At 46.8% G+C, this 18,945-nt stretch carries 14 protein-coding genes and 3 pseudogenes; all 17 read right to left on the bottom strand.

What is annotated here, in order from left to right; all coding sequences use genetic code 11:
* Positions 1 to 26: 26 nt before the first annotated feature.
* Complete coding sequence (locus tag VZF35_RS19565; RefSeq protein WP_014828509.1) at positions 27 to 257, bottom strand: KH domain-containing protein; 231 nt, start codon at positions 255 to 257, stop codon at positions 27 to 29.
* A 25-nt stretch (positions 258 to 282) separates the two neighbouring features.
* Entirely contained in the window at positions 283 to 549 is a 267-nt protein-coding gene (rpsP, locus tag VZF35_RS19560; RefSeq protein WP_407307635.1) for a 30S ribosomal protein S16, read from the bottom strand.
* 350 nt (positions 550 to 899) lie between these two features.
* Positions 900 to 2,258: a signal recognition particle protein gene (ffh, locus tag VZF35_RS19555; RefSeq protein WP_407307633.1), complete on the bottom strand. Its 1,359-nt coding sequence runs from the start codon at positions 2,256 to 2,258 to the stop codon at positions 900 to 902.
* Positions 2,259 to 2,315: 57 nt separating this feature from the next.
* A complete protein-coding gene (locus VZF35_RS19550) occupies positions 2,316 to 2,672 on the bottom strand; it encodes a putative DNA-binding protein (protein ID WP_407307631.1) in 357 nt (118 codons plus the stop codon).
* A gap of 84 nt (positions 2,673 to 2,756) precedes the next feature.
* Entirely contained in the window at positions 2,757 to 4,055 is a 1,299-nt protein-coding gene (locus VZF35_RS19545; RefSeq protein ID WP_407307628.1) for an amidohydrolase, read from the bottom strand.
* 33 nt (positions 4,056 to 4,088) lie between these two features.
* Positions 4,089 to 5,126, bottom strand: a complete 1,038-nt coding sequence (gene mtnA, locus VZF35_RS19540; RefSeq protein WP_407314735.1) for an S-methyl-5-thioribose-1-phosphate isomerase — start codon at positions 5,124 to 5,126, stop codon at positions 4,089 to 4,091.
* 15 nt (positions 5,127 to 5,141) lie between these two features.
* Entirely contained in the window at positions 5,142 to 5,924 is a 783-nt protein-coding gene (gene mtnP / locus VZF35_RS19535; RefSeq protein WP_407314733.1) for an S-methyl-5'-thioadenosine phosphorylase, read from the bottom strand.
* A pseudogene (ftsY, locus tag VZF35_RS19530) lies at positions 5,890 to 6,854 on the bottom strand (signal recognition particle-docking protein FtsY). Before ftsY ends, mtnP begins: the two are co-directional and overlap by 35 nt.
* A gap of 1,423 nt (positions 6,855 to 8,277) precedes the next feature.
* Positions 8,278 to 11,865 carry a chromosome segregation protein SMC gene (smc, locus tag VZF35_RS19525; RefSeq protein WP_407307626.1) on the bottom strand — a complete coding sequence of 1,196 codons (3,588 nt, stop codon included), beginning with the start codon at positions 11,863 to 11,865 and terminating at the stop codon, positions 8,278 to 8,280.
* On the bottom strand, positions 11,855 to 12,643 hold the full coding sequence (gene rnc / locus VZF35_RS19520; RefSeq protein ID WP_407307623.1) for a ribonuclease III: 789 nt from the start codon (positions 12,641 to 12,643) through the stop codon (positions 11,855 to 11,857). Before rnc ends, smc begins: the two co-directional genes overlap by 11 nt.
* Before the next feature lie 25 nt (positions 12,644 to 12,668).
* Positions 12,669 to 13,906, bottom strand: a pseudogene (gene fabF, locus VZF35_RS19515) (beta-ketoacyl-ACP synthase II).
* Positions 13,907 to 13,918: 12 nt separating this feature from the next.
* A complete protein-coding gene (locus VZF35_RS19510) occupies positions 13,919 to 14,863 on the bottom strand; it encodes an NAD(P)H-dependent flavin oxidoreductase (protein ID WP_407307621.1) in 945 nt (314 codons plus the stop codon).
* Between the two features lie 140 nt (positions 14,864 to 15,003).
* The gene (gene acpP / locus VZF35_RS19505; RefSeq protein ID WP_014828523.1) at positions 15,004 to 15,231 is read right to left on the bottom strand and encodes an acyl carrier protein; all 228 of its coding nucleotides are present in this window, start codon (positions 15,229 to 15,231) and stop codon (positions 15,004 to 15,006) included.
* Between the two features lie 38 nt (positions 15,232 to 15,269).
* Positions 15,270 to 16,013 (bottom strand): 3-oxoacyl-[acyl-carrier-protein] reductase, encoded by a 744-nt coding sequence (fabG, locus tag VZF35_RS19500; RefSeq protein WP_407307618.1) that lies wholly within the window; start codon positions 16,011 to 16,013, stop codon positions 15,270 to 15,272.
* 1 nt (position 16,014) lies between these two features.
* Positions 16,015 to 16,950 (bottom strand): ACP S-malonyltransferase, encoded by a 936-nt coding sequence (fabD, locus tag VZF35_RS19495; protein ID WP_407307616.1) that lies wholly within the window; start codon positions 16,948 to 16,950, stop codon positions 16,015 to 16,017.
* A gap of 7 nt (positions 16,951 to 16,957) precedes the next feature.
* Positions 16,958 to 17,909: pseudogene (gene fabK, locus VZF35_RS19490) on the bottom strand (enoyl-[acyl-carrier-protein] reductase FabK).
* The gene (locus VZF35_RS19485) at positions 17,905 to 18,909 is read right to left on the bottom strand and encodes a beta-ketoacyl-ACP synthase III (RefSeq protein WP_407307614.1); all 1,005 of its coding nucleotides are present in this window, start codon (positions 18,907 to 18,909) and stop codon (positions 17,905 to 17,907) included. The pseudogene fabK and the gene VZF35_RS19485 overlap by 5 nt, the downstream one beginning before the upstream one ends.
* Positions 18,910 to 18,945 lie beyond the last annotated feature (36 nt).

The following is an 18,945-nucleotide window of genomic DNA, read 5'->3' as shown; positions in this document are numbered from 1 at the left end:
AGAAGGGCACTAAGCCCTTCTTATCATCATTGATCAATGTCCATATGAACTCGGCGACCATCTTTGACGGCAGCAGCTTTTACCAGCGTACGAATAGCATTGGCGATCTTCCCTTGTTTCCCGATCACCTTACCCATGTCTTCAGGAGCGACAGTTAGCTGCAAATGCACGGTCTTGTCTGTCTCAGACTGGGCAACAAGAACCTGGTCAGAATGATCGACCAACGCTTTCGCGAGGATTTCAACAAGTTCCTTCACAGGAACCACCCCCCACACACTACTCTTAGTTCTTGGACTCGTGGAATTTCGTCAGGATACCTGCTTGACTCAACAAAGACTTAGCAGTGTTTGAAGGCTGTGCTCCTGTTGAAAGCCATTTTAAAGCCTTATCCTCGTCGATGTTTAAAACAACTGGGCTTTTCGTCGGATCGTAATAACCGATTTGTTCAATAAATCGTCCATCACGAGGCGCTTTAGCCTCAGCAATTACCATACGATAGAAAGGATTCTTTTTTGCACCGATACGGCACAAACGAATTTTCGTAGCCATCTTTTCACCTCCTTTACAGAATACCCAAATTTACGGAATAACAGACCCTCAGATTTGGACCTACTTCTTCAAAGCTGGACGGCGCACATGAAATGTGCCGTCCACCCGATCACCGTCTCTCGCTCCCGTCGTTCCCCGTCCCAAGCTCAGGACGCAGTATGACGCAAGCGCGACGTCTTTACGTAAGCAGATTAGCAAACTCCGTGAAAGCGACCCCAGACACGGGGCGGTGAACACGGATGTTCACCGCCGCCATTGCGCCAAGGACGGCGCATATGGCGGGCACCCCGCTCCCCAAAAAAAGAGCTTGAACGGTTAGTTTGCTCTGCGTCGTATGACTGAGCGCTGTGTCATACAAGTCCTCCCCTGAAGCCCGCTTTCTTACCCTTCTTGCCTTTTTTGCCCATCCCGAGCATTCCCATCCCGCCAGAGCTGAACTGCTTCATCATTTTTTGCATTTGTTCAAATTGCTTCAGAAGCCGCCCAACTTCCTGAACGCTCGTTCCGCTCCCTTTTGCGATTCGTTTTTTCCGTGAATCCTTAATAACAGCAGGTTTTCGGCGCTCCTCAAGGGTCATGGACTGAATAATCGCTTCGATATGAGCTGTATCTTTCTCATCAATTTTTACATCTTTTAGTTGCTTCCCAACTCCGGGAATCATCTCCAAGAGAGAGGACAACGGACCCATTTTCTTCATTTGCTGCATCTGATCAAGAAAATCATCAAGAGTGAATTCCTGCTTGCGCAGTTTCATTTCCATCTCTTTTGTTTTTTGCTGATCAAAGGACTCTTGAGCTCTCTCGATCAGGGTAAGGACATCCCCCATCCCCAGAATTCGAGAGGCCATACGATCAGGATGGAAAGGTTCCAAGGCATCCATTTTCTCGCCGGTCCCAGCGAACTTGATAGTGCATCCGGTCACTGCCTTAATCGATAAAGCCGCCCCGCCTCGAGTGTCCCCGTCAAGCTTTGTTAGAATGACTCCATCAAGACCGAGTTCCTTGTGAAACGACTCAGCTACGTTCACCGCGTCCTGACCTGTCATAGCATCCACTACCAAGAGAATCTCGTGGGGTTTAACAGTGGTTTTAATATCCTTCAGTTCATCCATCAATTCTTCATTGATATGCAATCGACCGGCAGTATCTATAATAACAACATCTTGTCCATTTTGATAAGCATGTTTTATACTGGCAACAGCAATATCAGCCGGTCGATCCTGTCCCATAGAAAATACGGGCACTTTGATCTGTTCGCCTAAAACCTCCAATTGCTTGATTGCCGCAGGACGATAAATATCACAAGCTACCATTAGGGGATGTTTTCCTTGCTTTTTCAGCATGTTAGCGAGCTTCGCCGCATGGGTCGTCTTTCCTGCTCCTTGCAGCCCCAATAACAAAATAACAGTGGGTGGTTTTGAGGCGACTAGAATTTTCCCAGTTGCTCCACCCATGAGCTCGATCATTTCCTCATGAACAATTTTAATAACTTGTTGCGCAGGAGAAAGAGATTCCAAAACATCTTGTCCAATGCAACGTTCTTTAACTTTAGCAACAAAGTCTTTAACAACTTTGAAGTTAACATCCGCCTCGAGCAGCGCAACACGCACTTCTCTCATCGCTTCGTTGACATCGGTTTCCTTTAATATACCTTTACCCTTGAGTCTCTTAAATGTTTCTTGGAGTTTGTCACTCAAACCTTGAAACATAGTCTTGGACACCTCCTGTGCCGTCGCCTCGTAGACTTCAGTTCTAGCAACTTATTTTCAAATGTCAAATACATCTTCAATCATGATACCTATTTTACAATGACGCTCCCAAGCTGTCCGGCTAGAAAAATCTTGTTCAGTTAAACTCTGCATCAAGGTTTTTACTTCGGCAAGCTTCTCACGTTCTGTCCAGAATCTTTGAACAAGTCCCAGTTTAAGCTCATATTCTTTAAGTATTCTCTCTGTACGCTTGAGTAAATCGTGAATAGCTTGTCGACTGATATGTTCCAGTTCAGCGATTTCAGCAAGCGAAAGGTCCTGTTGATAGTGTAGATCCCAAACGTTTCGTTGCTTTTCAGTAAGCAGAGGACCGTAGAAATCTGCGAAAAGAGCCATGGTGGCCAGTTTCTCCATATCAATCCCCCTGTAAAGCATTTTTACTTTACAACCGAATATTAGACTAAAACTCTCAGTTTGTCAAGAACCTAGATTATCTATTCAATTCAATTCAGCTGCAATTCGCTTAGCTCGCGTCTCTGCTTCCTGACATACTCTGTGCACATCTAATGTTAGAATTTTTCGTTCTTCCATAAGTATTCTGCCATCCACCATCATCGTTCGTACGTCTCCGGCATGAGCGACATAAGCTAAATGGGCAGGTATAGAAAACCGCGGATAAAAATGGGGTTGATCCAGATCCACTGTGATCAGATCGGCCTTAAAACCGGGAGCCAACATCCCCACATCTTCAAAACCTAAAGTTTGTGCACCGTTGACGGTGGCCATCTCCAACACTTGATAAGCAGGAAGTGCCGTAGAATCAACCTGAAGTTTTTGTTGAAATGCTGCCGAGCGCATCTCGCCAAAAAGATCAAGATTATTATTGCTTGATGCCCCATCTGTTCCCAACCCTACAACGATTCCGCGATGACGCAGTTCGATGATAGGAGCTGTTCCACTGTTCAACTTCATATTGCTTTCAGGATTATGGGCAACACAAACATGTCTGCGAGCCAGAATTTCCATATCATTCGGAGTTAGGTGGACACAGTGAGCTGCTACCACATGTCCTCCAAATAGCCCTAATTCGTCCAACCACTCCACCGGAGTTTTGCCATATTGCTCCTTGAGCATGGCAATCTCATCAAGGGTTTCGGCTACATGAATATGGATCCCCACACCTAATCGGTCTGCTTCAGCTTTAACACGTCTAAGGTACTCACCGGAACAAGTATAAGGAGCATGAGGGCCAAACATGACCTTCAGCCTCCCTCCCCCGGCTCCATGATACTGCTGAACTAAATCGATGCATTCCTGCAAGGCACGTTCACCGTTTGGCGCATTGCCGATAAGCCCCCGGGAAAGCACCGCTCGTGTACCCGCCTGAAGAACCGCTTCAGCGACCTGATCCATGGAAGCATACATATCAAGCATTGTTGTGGTACCAGAATGAATCATCTCGCAAAGCGCGAGGGCTGTACCCCAATAGATATCCTGCTCGGTCATTTTATCTTCAAAAGGCCACACTTTATCATGCAGCCACGGCATGAGAGGAAGATCGTCGGCATAACTTCTAAGCAGCGTCATAGCCGCATGAGTATGAGTATTAATTAAGCCTGGCATCACAACATCGTTAGGTAAGTTGAGTATTCGGTCAGGTACAAAGTTTCCAGGAGCTGAACCCTCCTCTCCTACCGATAGGATACGATCCTCTTCAATACAAATTTCTCCTCGGGAATAAAAGACATCAGGTCCCGTCATAGGCAATACCATAGCCTTAATTAATATCTTTGACAATTCTCTATCACTCCTTACATCTCACCAAGTAACCTACGAACGAACCATTAATTTAAGGAGGTTGACAGAATACGGTGCAGTGACAATCCCTTTCTCGGTGATGATTCCCGCAATATATTTCGCCGGGGTAACATCAAACGCAGGATTATAGACATTAACTTCTTCTGGTGCCATGGGAACCCCGAAACACTCCCTCATTTCTTTAGCAGGTCGTTCTTCAATCGGAATTTCTTGACCCGTTGGTACTTTTAAGTCAATCGTTGACGTTGGGGCTGCTACATAAAATGGAACCTCATGGGCTTGGGCCAAGACAGCCAAGGAGTAAGTCCCGATTTTATTGGCAGTATCACCATTCGCGGCGATGCGGTCCGCTCCGACAATCACCAGGTCAACCTTTCCCTGCTGCATTAAGGAACCTGCCATATTATCGGCAATCAGCGTTACTGGTATCTTGTCATTCATTAGTTCTAAGGCCGTAAGTCTTGCCCCTTGCAATAAAGGCCTAGTTTCATCGGCATAGACATGAATTGCTTTGCCTGATGCGTGGGCCATACGAATCACGCTTAAGGCCGTCCCATACTCCACAGTAGCTAAGGCTCCTGCATTGCAATGGGTTAGAATATTACCTTTTTCCGGCACAATCTCATTTCCCAGTTCTCCGATCAGACGATTCATGCGTCGATCGTCCTCTGCAATACGGTCCGCCTCTTCGATTAAAGCTTTACATACCACGTCCAAGTCCTCAATTTCCCAGCACTCACGCAAACGATCTTCCATACGGCGCAATGCCCAGAACAAATTAACCGCTGTAGGACGTGTCTGTGCTAACCGAGCCTGCACCATATCCATGAAGCTCGCCAAGCCTTCTCTGTTGCCCTTGTATTCAAGTGCTCCGAGCACATATCCGTAAGCCGCTGCTGCCCCTATAGCAGGTGCCCCGCGAACTTCCATGTTTTCAATGGCCTCCGCCACTTCCTCGTAAGACATAGCATCTCGGTAGGCCGTTTCTCTAGGTAGCTTGGTCTGATCTAATATTCTCAAGACGTTTCCCAGCCATTCGATTGATTTCATCATCCCACCGCCTTTCTAAAACTTACCAACTTCCTGATTTGCTGAAGGACACCAACAACTCTGACTTGGGTCTAAAACCTCGAAAGTTGCCTGAAGAAGTCGCGTAACTTTTAAACTTAAATTTTTTAAGCTCTCCGTCACTTCAGCATGGCTTAACAAATGAGCAGCAATTCCAGCTGCCTCATTCGTTACCATACCAATAGAAGCATAACACATCCCAAGCTCCCGAGCCAAAACCACTTCCGGTACACTCGTCATACCGACAAGATCTGCCCCAAGTTTTTGAAACATTCGTATCTCTGCAGGCGTCTCAAACCTAGGCCCTTCTGTACAAACATAACACGCTCCATCCTTAACCACAATCCCAATTTTTTGGGATACATCTAAAATAACCTTTCGTACAGAGGCACAATAAGGTTCAGTCATATCTACATGGAGGACTCCCCGGTCCCCGCCTTCATAAAAGGTCTGAGGACGACTTTTAGTAAAATCCAGAAACTGCTCCAAGAGGACCAGTTCACCTAAATGGTAATTCGGGGAAAGAGAGCCGACCGCAGCCGTCGCCAACACCTTTCGAACTCCTAAGGCGTGCAGCGCCCAAATATTCGCTCTGTAATTTACCAAATGCGGGGGAGTGGCATGGTCACGACCATGCCGACTTAAAAAAACAATTTCACGGCCTGAGAGTTTCCCAACCATCGGCTCAACTTCTCCAAATGGAGTCTCCACCGTAAGCACACGTTGTTCGGTTAAACTAAAGTTTTCAACACCTGTACCGCCAATTAACGCGAACTGAATCAGACTTCTCCCCCTCGGACCCGCCAAAAAGTGCCTCAGCAAAATCTTTAGGAACAAATGGACGCAAATCTTCCATACCTTCACCGATCCCGATCCATTTCACAGGAATCCGTGTCTCTCCCTGAATTCCTAAGACAACGCCCCCTTTAGCTGTTCCATCCAGCTTCGTTAAGACGATCCCTGTAACCCCAGCGACCTCCTGAAACAACTTTGCCTGCTGCAAAGCATTCTGGCCTGTCGTTGCATCTAAGACAAGCAGCACTTCGTGGGGTGCTCCGGGATCTCTCGTTCAATCACGCGTTTAACCTTACGCAATTCCTCCATAAGATTAACTTTATTATGGAGACGGCCTGCAGTATCCACAAGTACAACATCAACATTGCGGGACTTTGCCGCTTGAACTGCATCGTAAGCCACAGCTGCCGGATCAGCACCTTCTCGCTGTTTAATCACTTCAACACCTGATCGTTCTCCCCAAATCTCCAGTTGGTCAATCGCTGCTGCCCGAAATGTATCCCCCGCAGCTAAGATCACACGCTTACCATCGTCTCGAAAACGATGAGCAAGTTTACCAATGGTAGTCGTCTTGCCAACCCCATTAACCCCCACTACCAGGATAATGCTTGGACCCCGTTCCGCGAACAAAATCGCCTCTTCTTCCCCTAATAATTCAGCAATTAACTCCTGCAGAACTTTGGTCAACTCTTGCGGGTCAGAAATCTTGCGCTGTTTAACCTCTTGACGCAAACGCTCAACCAATTCCATGGATGTACTAACTCCAACGTCAGAACGAATTAAAACCTCTTCCAGTTCTTCAAATAAATCGTCATCAATTTTTTTGTAACCAGTAAAGATCTGCTCAACTTTTTCAACAAAGTTTTGACGTGTTTTTGTCAGGCCTGCTTTAAGCTGGGCGAAAAATCCTGCCATACTTTTTTCTATCCTCCCGTAAACGATGTTCGACTCGAAATTCGTGGTTAGAATCCAAGACTAGAATATCACACAACGACCACATGTGTTGCACATTTTTTAAGTAAAACCCAAAGGCAGTATGACACATAAGTTACTTCTTTATGTAAGTAGAACAGCAAACTCTGATAATAACTGGGCCCTTTAGACGCAGAAAGACATTCTTTTAACCATTTCAGATAAAGGACTGTCTCTTCTGCTGAGCTGTCTGCACCTTTTTAAAGGCAAACGACAAACATTTTTATGCCTATACTCAATAATCTTTCCGAATCCAGTCGCCACCTTCCGCTATCTGACCTCAGTCCGCGGCACAATGTGACATTAGTGCGAGATTTTTATATATGTAACAGTTTAGCAAAGCTCTAGGAAAAGCAAGTGACTCTATCCTCAGAAGATCAAATTCATTAATTCATACCTCAAAGAATCCCTTTACATCTCACTCCCGCAGAGCAGACGTCGCACATTTATGTGCCGTCACTTAATCCATCTCCAACTGTCACCCTCCATTCCCCGGCCCAAGCCCGGAACGCAGCATAACACGAGCGCGACGTCTATACGTAAACAGATTAGCAAACTCTGTGAAAGTAGCTGGCCTAATCGGGAAGAAAGCACTTCCTTAATTCATATCTCAAAGAATCCCCCTTACATCGTACTCCTCCAGAGTAGACGACGCACATTTATGTGCCGTCACCCAAACCTCTGTCTCCAACCGTCACTCCCCGTTTCCCCGACCCAAGCTCGGGACGCAGCATGACACGAGCGCGACGTCTATACGTAAGCAGATTAGCAAACTCCGTAAAAGTAGCTCGCCCAATCCAGGAGAAAGTACTTCCTTAATTTGTATTTCAAAGAATCCCTCCTGCATCGCACCCCTCCAGAGCAGACGATGCACATTTATGTGCCGTCACCCAAACCTGTCTCCAATCGTCACCCCACGTTCCCCGACCCAAGCTCGGGACGCAGCATGACACGAGCGCGACGTCTATACGTAAGCAGATTAGCAAACTCCGTAAAAGTAGCTCGCCCAATCCAGGAGAAAGTACTTCCTTAATTTGTATTTCAAAGAATCCCTCCTGCATCGCACCCCTCCAGAGCAGACGATGCACATTTATGTGCCGTCACCCAAACCTGTCTCCAATCGTCACCCCACGTTCCCCGACCCAAGCTCGGGACGCAGCATGACACGAGCGCGACGTCTATACGTAAGCAGATTAGCAAACTCCGTGAAAGCGACTCCAGACACGGGGCGGTGCACAAGGATGTGCACCGCCGCCATTGCGCCAAGGACGGCGCATATGGCGGGAACCCCGCACCCCAGAGAAAGAGCTTGAACGGCTAGTTTGCTCTGCGACGTATGACTGAGCGCTGTGTCATGCAAGTCCCCTCATGCAAGTCCCTCTTCCCGCTCATTCAATCTCACCGAAAGCAACTTAGAAACCCCGCTCTCTTCCATCGTAATCCCATACAAGATATCCGCAGATTCCATGGTTCCTTTACGGTGTGAGATGACCACAAACTGGGTTGAACCTGATAAGCGGTGCAAATATTGTGCAAATCTCTGCACATTGGCATCATCCAAAGAAGCTTCGATCTCATCTAAAATGCAAAAGGGACTCGGTTTAATTCGTAAAAGAGCAAACAAGAGGGCGATTGCCGTCAGAGCCCGTTCTCCTCCTGAGAGAAGGGAAAGGAGCTGAGGTTTTTTACCAGGCGGCTGGGCGACAATTTCTACTCCAGTCTCCAGCAATTGATCTGGATCTACTAAAGAAAGCTCAGCATTACCGCCATTGAAAAGCTCTTTGAAGACCTCCTGAAAAGCCGCATTCACAGCATTAAAGCTTTCCAGAAATCGCTCGCTCATAGTTTTGTCCAGTTCGTCAATTAATTGGCGCAGCGTCTGATCTGCCTCAACTAGATCCCTCTGCTGAGCCAACATAAATTCTTGTCTCTCACGTAATTTAGGATATTCTTCAATAGCCGCTTGATTTATAGGGCCAAAGGCTTCGATCTGGCGTTTTAACTCTTGAACTCTTTTCCCTAGTACGGACCTATCCTCTTGGGTAAGATAAGTTACGGCCTCTTCCCATTTAAGCGCAAACTCCTCATCAAGACGGGTTAATCCTGTTTGAGATTCAGTTTCCCAGCGGACAATCCGCAAGTCATTGGCATGAAGACGTTGCTCAAAGGCATGCACCTTCTGACTTTGGGTATGGATCTCCTGCTCTAACCCCTGAACTTTAGCTGAGAGATCTTCCCGCTCCTGTCTGCGTTTCATTAGAGAGTATTGCAATGACTCCTGGGTCTTAGAATGGTTCTCTAAACTCTGGTTCAATTCTATTTGCTCATCATTAACAACCTGTCGATTATTTTGAAACGTCATTCGGCTTTGTTTTTTCTGTTTGAGACTTGCCTCATAATCTCGGCGAATCTCTGAGTCCTGTGCTATTTGTTCCAAACATTGGGTTAGTTCTTGTTCCCACTTGGCCAAGCTTACTTTTTCTTTCGTCAATTGCTCTCTGCACAGCTCAGCTTCTTCTGCTGTCGTTTTAGCCTCTTGTTCACGCCGATTAAATTCTTCGCGCAACTCGCGAGATGTCCTTTCCGCAGCTTCAAATTGTTCCATGCTGTTCTTTAAGCCAAGAGTAATTTCATCTATTTCCACCACGGTACCTTGTTTTCGTTGTTCCAAGCCTCGCAAATCATTTTCGATACGTCGCATCTGGTTTAACAAGTTGTCATAGGCTGCTTTAAGCACAACCAAACGGTTTTTTTCCTCACGCTGCTTATGACGCATTGTTTCGAGGTCCTCTTGAAGGTCGTGTTCCAGTTTCTCAAACTCCAAGGATTCTTGTTCTTTTTCCTTGAAATCAGTTTCTAGTTGAACAAGCTCGGAGCGTAATGTTTCAATTTCACGCGCCCTTGCCAGTAAATTCCCGCCTTTGCGTTGAATACTCCCTCCACTCAAGGAACCCCCGGGATGAACTTGATCCCCCTCTACGGTGACAATACGCAATCTGTACCCTGCTGAGCGTGCAATCCGCGTCGCGGCCTCCATATCTGTGACAACCACAATCCGGCCCAAAAGGAATTCCATAGCAGATTGGTACTTCGGATCATATTCCACCAAATCGACAGCGTTTCCAAGAAATCCAGGATCGTTCTCTACCGCTTTAGCAATGGTCATCCTGTTCCCTTGAATCACATCCAGGGGAAGAAAGGTAACTCTGCCGAACTGATGGGCTTTTAAATACGAAATCGCAGCTTTGGCCGAATGTTCATTTTCGGCTACGACATTTTGTAATCCAGCTCCTAAAGCAGTTTCTATGGCAATTTCATAGTTTTCAGGTACGGAAATAAGGTCAGCTACTGTTCCACAGAGCCCTAATCCCTCACGAATTCCTTTTTTCTTCGCAAGCATCACCTCGCGAACCCCACGCTGATATCCCTCTAAAGAGTCTTCTAAGGTCTGCAGCGCCTGCAGCCGAGCACGAGTTTGATCCATTCGTCTTCTCTGTTTCTGTAATTCCAGAGATTTTTCCTGACGGACTCCTTTAAGCTTGTCCAGTTCCGACCGGAGCCCGTTTTCCTCACGCAGGGAAACTTGCGCTTGTTCCTGCAACCGGACACAATCCTGTTCTTGCACTTCCTGGGCTTCTCTCATCATTTGAAGCTCGTGTTGTTTTTTTTCTTGCTCATGCTGAATTTGGAGTAACTGTTGTTCTGATGAGGCTAAAGAATGACGCATCCCCGTGAGATCATTCGAACAATTCGCCTGTACCGTCATAGCTTGAAATAGATCTGCCTTTAAACGCTCAATATCCTCAGTCAATTTATTATCTCTTGCGTCCGACAATTTCAATTCTTGCTCTGCAACCTTCTGGCGAGATTCTTCCACGGTTAACGTTAAAATTGCTTGTTTTGCCGACAAGGTTTTCAGCCTTTGCTCCACTTGATTAAGCTTTTCTTCACCCTCATGAATCTCTTGGGAGAGACGCTCAATTTGTTCATTGAAGTGCTTAGAGCGTTCCATACGAAGGCTTTGTTCATGTTTTATGGCATTGCAGGCCTGTTCAGCCTGAAAAGCTTCTCCCTGTTTGGACTGAATTTCTTCCTCTGACATTTTTAGTTCGATTTTAAGTTTTTGATCCTGACTTTCTATTTGGCTTAAAATCGTTTGGGCCTCAATAAGGCCCAATTGCGCGGTTTCAGATTCTTGTGTTACCATTGCCAACTTCTGCTTGACATCCGAAATATCTAAAACGATGGTTTGGATCTCAAGGGATCTTTGCTCAGCTATAAGAGCAAGACTTTGTTCGGCCACTTGGGCTTGGGCAGCCAGAGGAATCAGTTGTCCCTCAATCTCTTGGATGATATCTTCAAGACGTTGGAGATTCGTGATCGTAGCATCAAGACGCTTTAAGGCTTCGCGCTTCCTGTAACGGAATTTCGTAATCCCAGCCGTCTCTTCAATCAACGAGCGACGTTCTTCAGACTTAAGATTTAAGATTTCCTCAACCCGCCCCTGCCCAATGATCGAAAATCCTTCCTTGCCGGCGCCGGTATCCATAAATAATTCCTGAATATCTCTCAGGCGGCAAGAAGCTTTGTTAATTAAATATTGGCCTTCTCCATCGCGATAAACTCGCCGAGTTATCGTTACTTCTCGGAAATCCAAAGGAAAGATACCCGTTTCATTGTCAAAAATCAAAGAAACTTCAGCCATGCCAACCGGGCGGCGCTGAGTACTTCCTGCAAAAATCACGTCTTCCATTTTCGAACCCCGGAGACTTTTAGCGCTCTGTTCTCCCAAGACCCAACGCACAGCATCTGCGACATTACTTTTTCCGCTCCCGTTGGGTCCCACAATGACGCTTAAGCCATGGCCTAATTCCAATTTGACGCGATCCGCAAACGATTTAAATCCTTGAATGTGAATTCCCTTCAAGAACACGGGAAAATTCTCAGGACTCATCGTTCTCTCTCCCCCAGTTCTCCAAGACCTGCTGGGCGGCATGTTGCTCAGCTTCTTTTTTGGTACGGCCTATTCCTTTGCCCATAAGATTCCCCTGGAGAAAAACACCTGCCGTGAAGGATTTGTTATGATCCGGACCTTCTTCGACTAAAATTTGATAACCCACTTCGATTTCCTGACGCTGAGCTTTCTCTTGCAGCATTGTCTTATAATCACCGTAATTTCCTTGCGCAACCTCTTCAATGGATGATTTCAACATTTCCAGAATAACCCGCCGCGCCTCTTGGAATCCATACTGTAGATAAATCGCGCCGATAACGGCCTCCCAAGCATCTGCTAAAATTGAAGGTCTTTCGCGTCCTCCAGAAACCTGTTCTCCTTTTCCTAACAGGAGTTCCTGCCCCAAACTAATGTCATGGGCCTTATGGGCCAATGTTGTTTCATTCACAACAGCGGCCCTCATCTTGGTGAGCTCTCCTTCCGGTCGATCTGGGTAATTAAGATAAAGATACTCTGCAATTACAAAATCCAAGATCGCATCACCTAAGAACTCCAGCCGCTGGTTATTTTCTCGGCCAAACTGAGGGTTCTCAAAGACATACGAAGGGTGAGTCAAGGCAGTAATAAAGAGCCGATTGGGAGGGGTATCCAATCCCAATCGTTTCGCTAAGTTCAGTCCTAATTCTTTTTTACTAGGAGAAAGCCCATATTTTTTTCGTCCCGATTTTCCCTCTGACTTCATAGAGTTATACGTCGAGTTATGGTTCTTTTGCACCATTTATATAGATCTCCTTACCTCTTCATTAGGCAAATTTCTTTAAAACAATGGTAGCGTTGTGCCCCCCGAACCCCAATGAATTGGACAATGACGCCTTCACCTCTTGTTGGCGCGAATTATTGGCGACATAATCCAAATCACACTCTGGGTCCGGCTCTCCATAGTTTGTTGTGGGCGGTATAGCACCATGATTAATCGCCATGGCACAAATGATCGCTTCAATGGCCCCGGCAGCCCCCATTAAATGCCCCGTCATTGACTTTGTCGAACTTATCGCCAGTTTTGAAGCTGCACTTCCAAAGACTGATTTTATGGCCTCTGTTTCAGCCGAATCATTGGGGCCGGTTCCTGTACCATGCGCATTAATATAATCGATCTCATCAGCACTTAATCCGGCATCATCGATTGCCTTTTGCATCGCACGAGCTGCGCCGGTACCACCCGGAACCGGGGAAGTTATATGATAGGCATCCGATGTACTGCCATAACCTGCCAGTTCAGCATACACCCTCGCGCCACGAGCCTCAGCGTGCTCTAAGGACTCCAAAACTAAAACACCCGCGCCTTCGCCCATGACAAAACCGCTGCGTCGCTTATCAAAGGGTCTGCAGGCTTGCTCTGGATTTTCCTTTTCCGTTGACATAGCTTTCATCGAGCAAAAACCGGCAAAGGCTAAGGCCGTGATTGGAGCCTCAGTCCCTCCACATAAGACAACATCAGCCTCTCCGCGCTGAATAAGCCGCAGCGCTTCTCCAATGGCATTTGTTGCTGAGGCACAGGCCGTTACTATGGTCATGCTTGGACCTTGCAGCCCAAACTCAATGGACAAATGACCTGCAGCCATATTGCCAATCAACATGGGAACAAAAAACGGACTGACTCGACCGCTTCCTTTACTCATGAGAATCTCTTTCTGTTCTTCAAAAGTAATAACTCCCCCAATTCCGCATCCCATCACGGCTCCCGCTCGCTCTTTATTCACTTTTTCAAAATCAAGCCTCGAATCTTGGACTGCCAGTTTAGCAGCCGCGATAGCAAATTGGGCAAAACGATCCATATGCCGGCTCTCTTTTTTTCAATCCATTCTGTAGGCTCGAAGTTCTTCACCTCTGCTGCCACTTTTGTGGATAAGTTTGACGTATCAAAACGAGTTAATAAGCCGATTCCTGATTTACCAAGCATTAAATTATTCCAAAATTCTTCAAGACGATTACCCACGGGAGAGATAACACCCATTCCCGTAATAACTGCGCGGTGTTTCATAACTCTTCCTCCTTAAGCCTGCTCTATACCTTCTTTGATATCTTTAAAAATGTCGTGTACTGATCGAACTTCGTTAATTTTATGAATCATAGCACCGGAAAAGATTAACCCCTCTTGTATATCGCCCTCTTGAGCCTTAACTAAGCGATTCATAATACAAAAATTCCCCTCGCAGTGTTTGAGGCAGAGATTGCATACCTTCGGCCTTAGATTCACATTAGCCTCAAGCGCTTGAGTAAAGGGACTTCTGATTCCTCTTCCCGGCAAACCCACTGGACTATGAATAATGACAATATCCTCTTCTTTGGCCTTTAGCATTTCCGCTTTCCATTTTTGGCCGGCACCGCTCTCCTCACTGAGCGCGAAACGGGTTCCCATTTGCACGCCATCTGCGCCGAGTTTCAGCATTTCCGCCACTCCTTGTCCATCAGTAACCCCTCCAGCGCCTATCACTGGAATCGTTACGGCAGAAATAACTTCAGGAAGGATTTCATGAATAGAGCGATCCGTTCCAAGATGGCCGCCAGCTTCTGTCCCTTCCACAATCACGGCAGCCGCCCCAAGTTTTTCGGATAATTTAGCTAATTTGGCGGTGGAGACAATCGGAACCACTGGAATACCCTTTTCCTTTCCCCAAGAAAACATATCCCTTGAGAATCCCGCTCCTGAAACTAAAAGATCAATCTTTTCTTCAAAAGCAGCATGTACCAACTGAGCAAATTCTCGAACTGCAAACATGATGTTGACTCCAATAATTCCCTTGGTTCGTCTTCGAGCTTCACGGATTTCTTCAATTAATTCTTCTACAGACAAGCCACTTCCGGCAATCAGGCCAATTCCGCCCTCTTCCGCCACTGCTGCCGCAAGTGGAGCCATAGATATTCGAATAGCCATCCCTCCCTGAATAATCGGAAATTTGGCTACTAAATCGGCAATACGAAGTTCGGGTATTTTCACAATGTTTCCTCCTGTCAAGATTATACCCCTCTACCTAGCATAAGCATCATCTATTTAAACTCTCTCCAAGTTAAGTCAAACCTTGGAAAAAGTGATTCTTTAATAGAAAGTCCCGCAACTGTGTACGGGACCTTTTGAGATTATTTGTTTTCTTTGATGTAATTTACTGCATCCCCGACTGTCCGGATTTTTTCTGCTTCTTCATCCGGAATATCCATATCGAATGCCTCTTCTAGAGCCATAATCAATTCAACGATATCCAAAGAATCCGCATTCAGCTCTTCAAAGGAGGTCTCCTGGGTAACAGTTGCTTCGTCTACTCCAAGCTGTTCTACGACGATGGCTTTCACTTGCTCGAAAACTCCCATGGTGCTTCTTCACCTCCTCTCACAGATTAACTCACGACTTACATTTCCATACCACCATCAACACATAGGGTTTGCCCTGTTATGTAAGCTGATTCTGGAGATACTAAGAATCGGACAACTTTGGCGACATCCTCCGGTTTGCCTAATCGACCCAAAGGAATCCTTTGGGAAATCTCATTTTGCACCCCTTCAGCTAATGTTTCCGTCATATCCGTACAAATATACCCCGGAGCAACCACATTAACACGAATTCCTCGAGAAGCCAACTCTTTGGCCGTCGATTTAGAGAATCCAATAATTCCGGCTTTAGCTGCCGCATAATTGGCCTGGCCTGCGTTACCAGATAAACCCACGACAGAAGAAATATTGACAATAACCCCTGACCGTTGTTTGAGCATTCCTTTGCTGACCGCTTTGGTGCAGAGAAAAACTCCTTTGAGGTTAGTTGACAACACTGCATCCCAATCCGCTTCTTTCATGCGGAGCAGTAAACCATCTCTTGTTATCCCGGCATTATTGACAAGAATATCAATTTTTCCAAAATGCTCAAGAGCAGTCTGAACTAAACGGTCTACCTCAGCCGCTTGGCTGACATCTGCCTGAACCGCTATGCTTTCTCCTCCTGCATCGCGGATTAAGGATACTGTTTCTTCCGCTTTTTCAGAACGGCCAGCATAATTAACAACGACTTTTACACCCGCAGCGGCTAATTCCAGAGCGATGGCGCGTCCGATTCCTCGCCCCCCACCCGTAACAATAGCCACGCTTTCATTCAGCACCATTTTAACGACTCTCCTTCAAATATGCAAGTGACTTTTCTAAGCTCTCCTTATCCTCGACACGGAGAAGATTCACACCCGGAGCAATTTTCTTCACCAACCCTGTCAAAACCTTACCCGGACCACACTCTATGAACGTGTCAACACCCAAATCTACGAGATGGCGAATAGATTGTTCCCAGCGAACAGGTCCACTAACTTGCTCTACCAAAGATTGCACGATTCGCTCGGAAGATACAACCTCACGGGCATCAACATTGGCAATAATCGGACAGCGAGGAGATTTCCACTGAACGTTCATCAATACCTGAAAAAGTTCTTCCCCCGCCTTCTTCATGAGAGTGGAATGAAACGGACCGCTAACAACGAGCGGCACGGCTCGTTTGGCCCCCAACTCCTTAGCCGCCTCTATCGCTGAAGTCACTGCCGAAATTTCACCTGAAATAACTACTTGACCAGGACAATTGAAATTTGCCGGAGCAACTATGCCGAGTTTCGATGCTTGCTGACAGGCTTCCTCCACCTTTTCTGCAGAAAGCCCCAGAATTGCTGCCATACCGCCTCCAGTCGGGACCGCCTTCTGCATGAGTTCTCCCCGCCGCCTTACAACACGAAGTGCCTCAGCTAGGCTTAAACTACCGGCAGCGACATGGGCAGAATACTCTCCAAGACTATGTCCCGCTACATAGTCAGGCTTAACACCAGCTTCCTGAACCTGCAGCCAAGCCGCGACACTGACAAGCAATATCGCCGGCTGAGTATTCGCCGTCTGTTGAAGTTCTTCTTCAGGTCCATTCTGGAGGAGTTCTAAAAACGGATTTCCCAGAACCTCCCGGGCCAGCTCAAACGCTTCTTTGCCGCTGGGCGTCAGAAATAAATCTTTTCCCATTCCCACATACTGAGAACCCTGTCCAGGGAATATCAGAGCCATTTTACTCACCTTAGGCTCACCTCTTCCCGAATAACGCTGCGAGACGGGTGTATTCCTTTTCTGCTGACTGCATGATATCTTGAACAATCAAAGCTGCAGGTTCAATCTTTTTAACCGCCCCCGCAATTTGACCAGCCATAATTGAGCCATTCTCCAAATCTCCGTCGACCATTGCTAAACGCAGTCTTCCTTGACCAAGTTTTTCCAGATCAGCAGCAGCCATGCCGTCTTTTCTCATATTGCTCAAATTCACGCATAAAATGATTATCGAGGCAGCGAACTGGGTGTCCTGTTGATCGTCCTGTTATGACTGTGGAACGATCTTTCGCTTTAATAATCTTGTCCTTGACTAGAGGGGAAATTGTGCATTCCTCGGCACACATAAAGCGTGTCCCCATTTGTACCCCTTCCGCTCCAAGGGCTAAAGCGGCGACGAGTCCCCGGCCGTCCACGATTCCGCCAGCAGCAATCACTGGAATTTCCACGACATCAACGACTTGAGGGATTAGAGGGAATGTACTTATTTCCCCAACATGTCCCCCGGACTCCATTCCTTCGGCAATGAGCGCATCTACGCCGACCTTCTCGAGACGTTTAGCCAAGGCGACGGAAGCAACCACAGGGATTACTTTCGTGCCAATTTCTTTAAGAGTAGGCACATATTTTCCGGGATTTCCCGCACCAGTCGTAATAACCGGAACCCGCTCATCGAGAATCACCTGCATTACTTCATCGACAAATGGTGACATGAGCATGACATTAACGCCATAAGGCTTATCCGTAATTGCTTTTACTTTGCGAATTTCCTGACGCAACCAATCTGCCGGGGCTTGTCCCGAACCAATAATTCCTAATCCTCCAGCTTCTGAAACTGCAGCCGCTAATTCTCCGGTGGCGACCCAGGCCATTCCACCTTGGAAGATCGGGTATTCGATCCCGAGTAATTCACAAACTCTCGTTTTTTTAATCATGCATTTTTCCCACTTTCGTCCATTTCAAGACACAGGCTCCCCATGTCAATCCTGCCCCAAAACCAACCATAACCATGATATCCCCTTCACGCAGGCGTCCTGCTCTGATCGCTTCGTCTAAAGCTACAGGAATAGAAGCAGCCGACATATTTCCATATCTGTCCAAGTTAACAACTACCTTATCTGGAGAAATCCCCAAGCGTTTAACCGACGCTTCTACAATTCGAATGTTCGCTTGATGAGGAATCAGCAAGTCAACCTTCTCTTTGGATAATCCAGCCTTTTCTAAGACATTTACGGACACGTCGCCCATGATTTTAACGGCAAATTTATAGACTTCTTTACCTTCCATTTGAATGGTGTGCAGATTCTTCTCGACAGTATCCTGACTTGCCGGGTATCTCGATCCTCCTGCCGGTTGAGTTAACAGCTTTCCACCTGAACCGTCAGAACCCAATTCAAAACTCAGGAAACCGTATCCTTCCTCCACAGGCTGCAAAACCGCCGCTCCCGCTCCATCACCGAAAAGAATACAGGTTGAGCGATCCTCCCAGTTAATGATTTTACTTAACGTTTCCCCGCCAATCACGAGGACTGTTTTGTACATGCCGGCCGCAATAAACTGATTTGCGGTTGCCACTCCATAGATAAAGCCTGTACAACCTGCCTGCAAATCAAAAGCAGCAGCATTTTTAGCGCCCAAACGATCCGCTACTATGCAGGACGTTGAAGGAAACGCATGATCTCCCGTGACTGTTGCAACAATCACAAGATCAACCTCTTCCGGCCCGACCTTGGCGTCCTCCAAAGCCTTTAACGCTGCCTGATAACACAATTCCGACACCGGCATATCTGCAGGGGCCATATGCCGTTCCTTGATTCCTGTCCGTGTGATGATCCACTCATCATTCGTGTCCACGAGTTTCTCCAGATCCGCATTGGTTAAAACTTTATCCGGCACATACGAACCAGTCCCTACAATTCCAACATTCCTCATAGCCTCATATCCCCTCTGTCCCTTATTTATTCAAAG

The organism is Desulfosporosinus paludis (assembly GCF_045689965.1).
Lineage (GTDB): Bacteria > Bacillota > Desulfitobacteriia > Desulfitobacteriales > Desulfitobacteriaceae > Desulfosporosinus > Desulfosporosinus paludis.
Note: the sequence above shows the minus strand (reverse complement) of the source record. Positions and strands in the feature narration are given on the sequence as shown.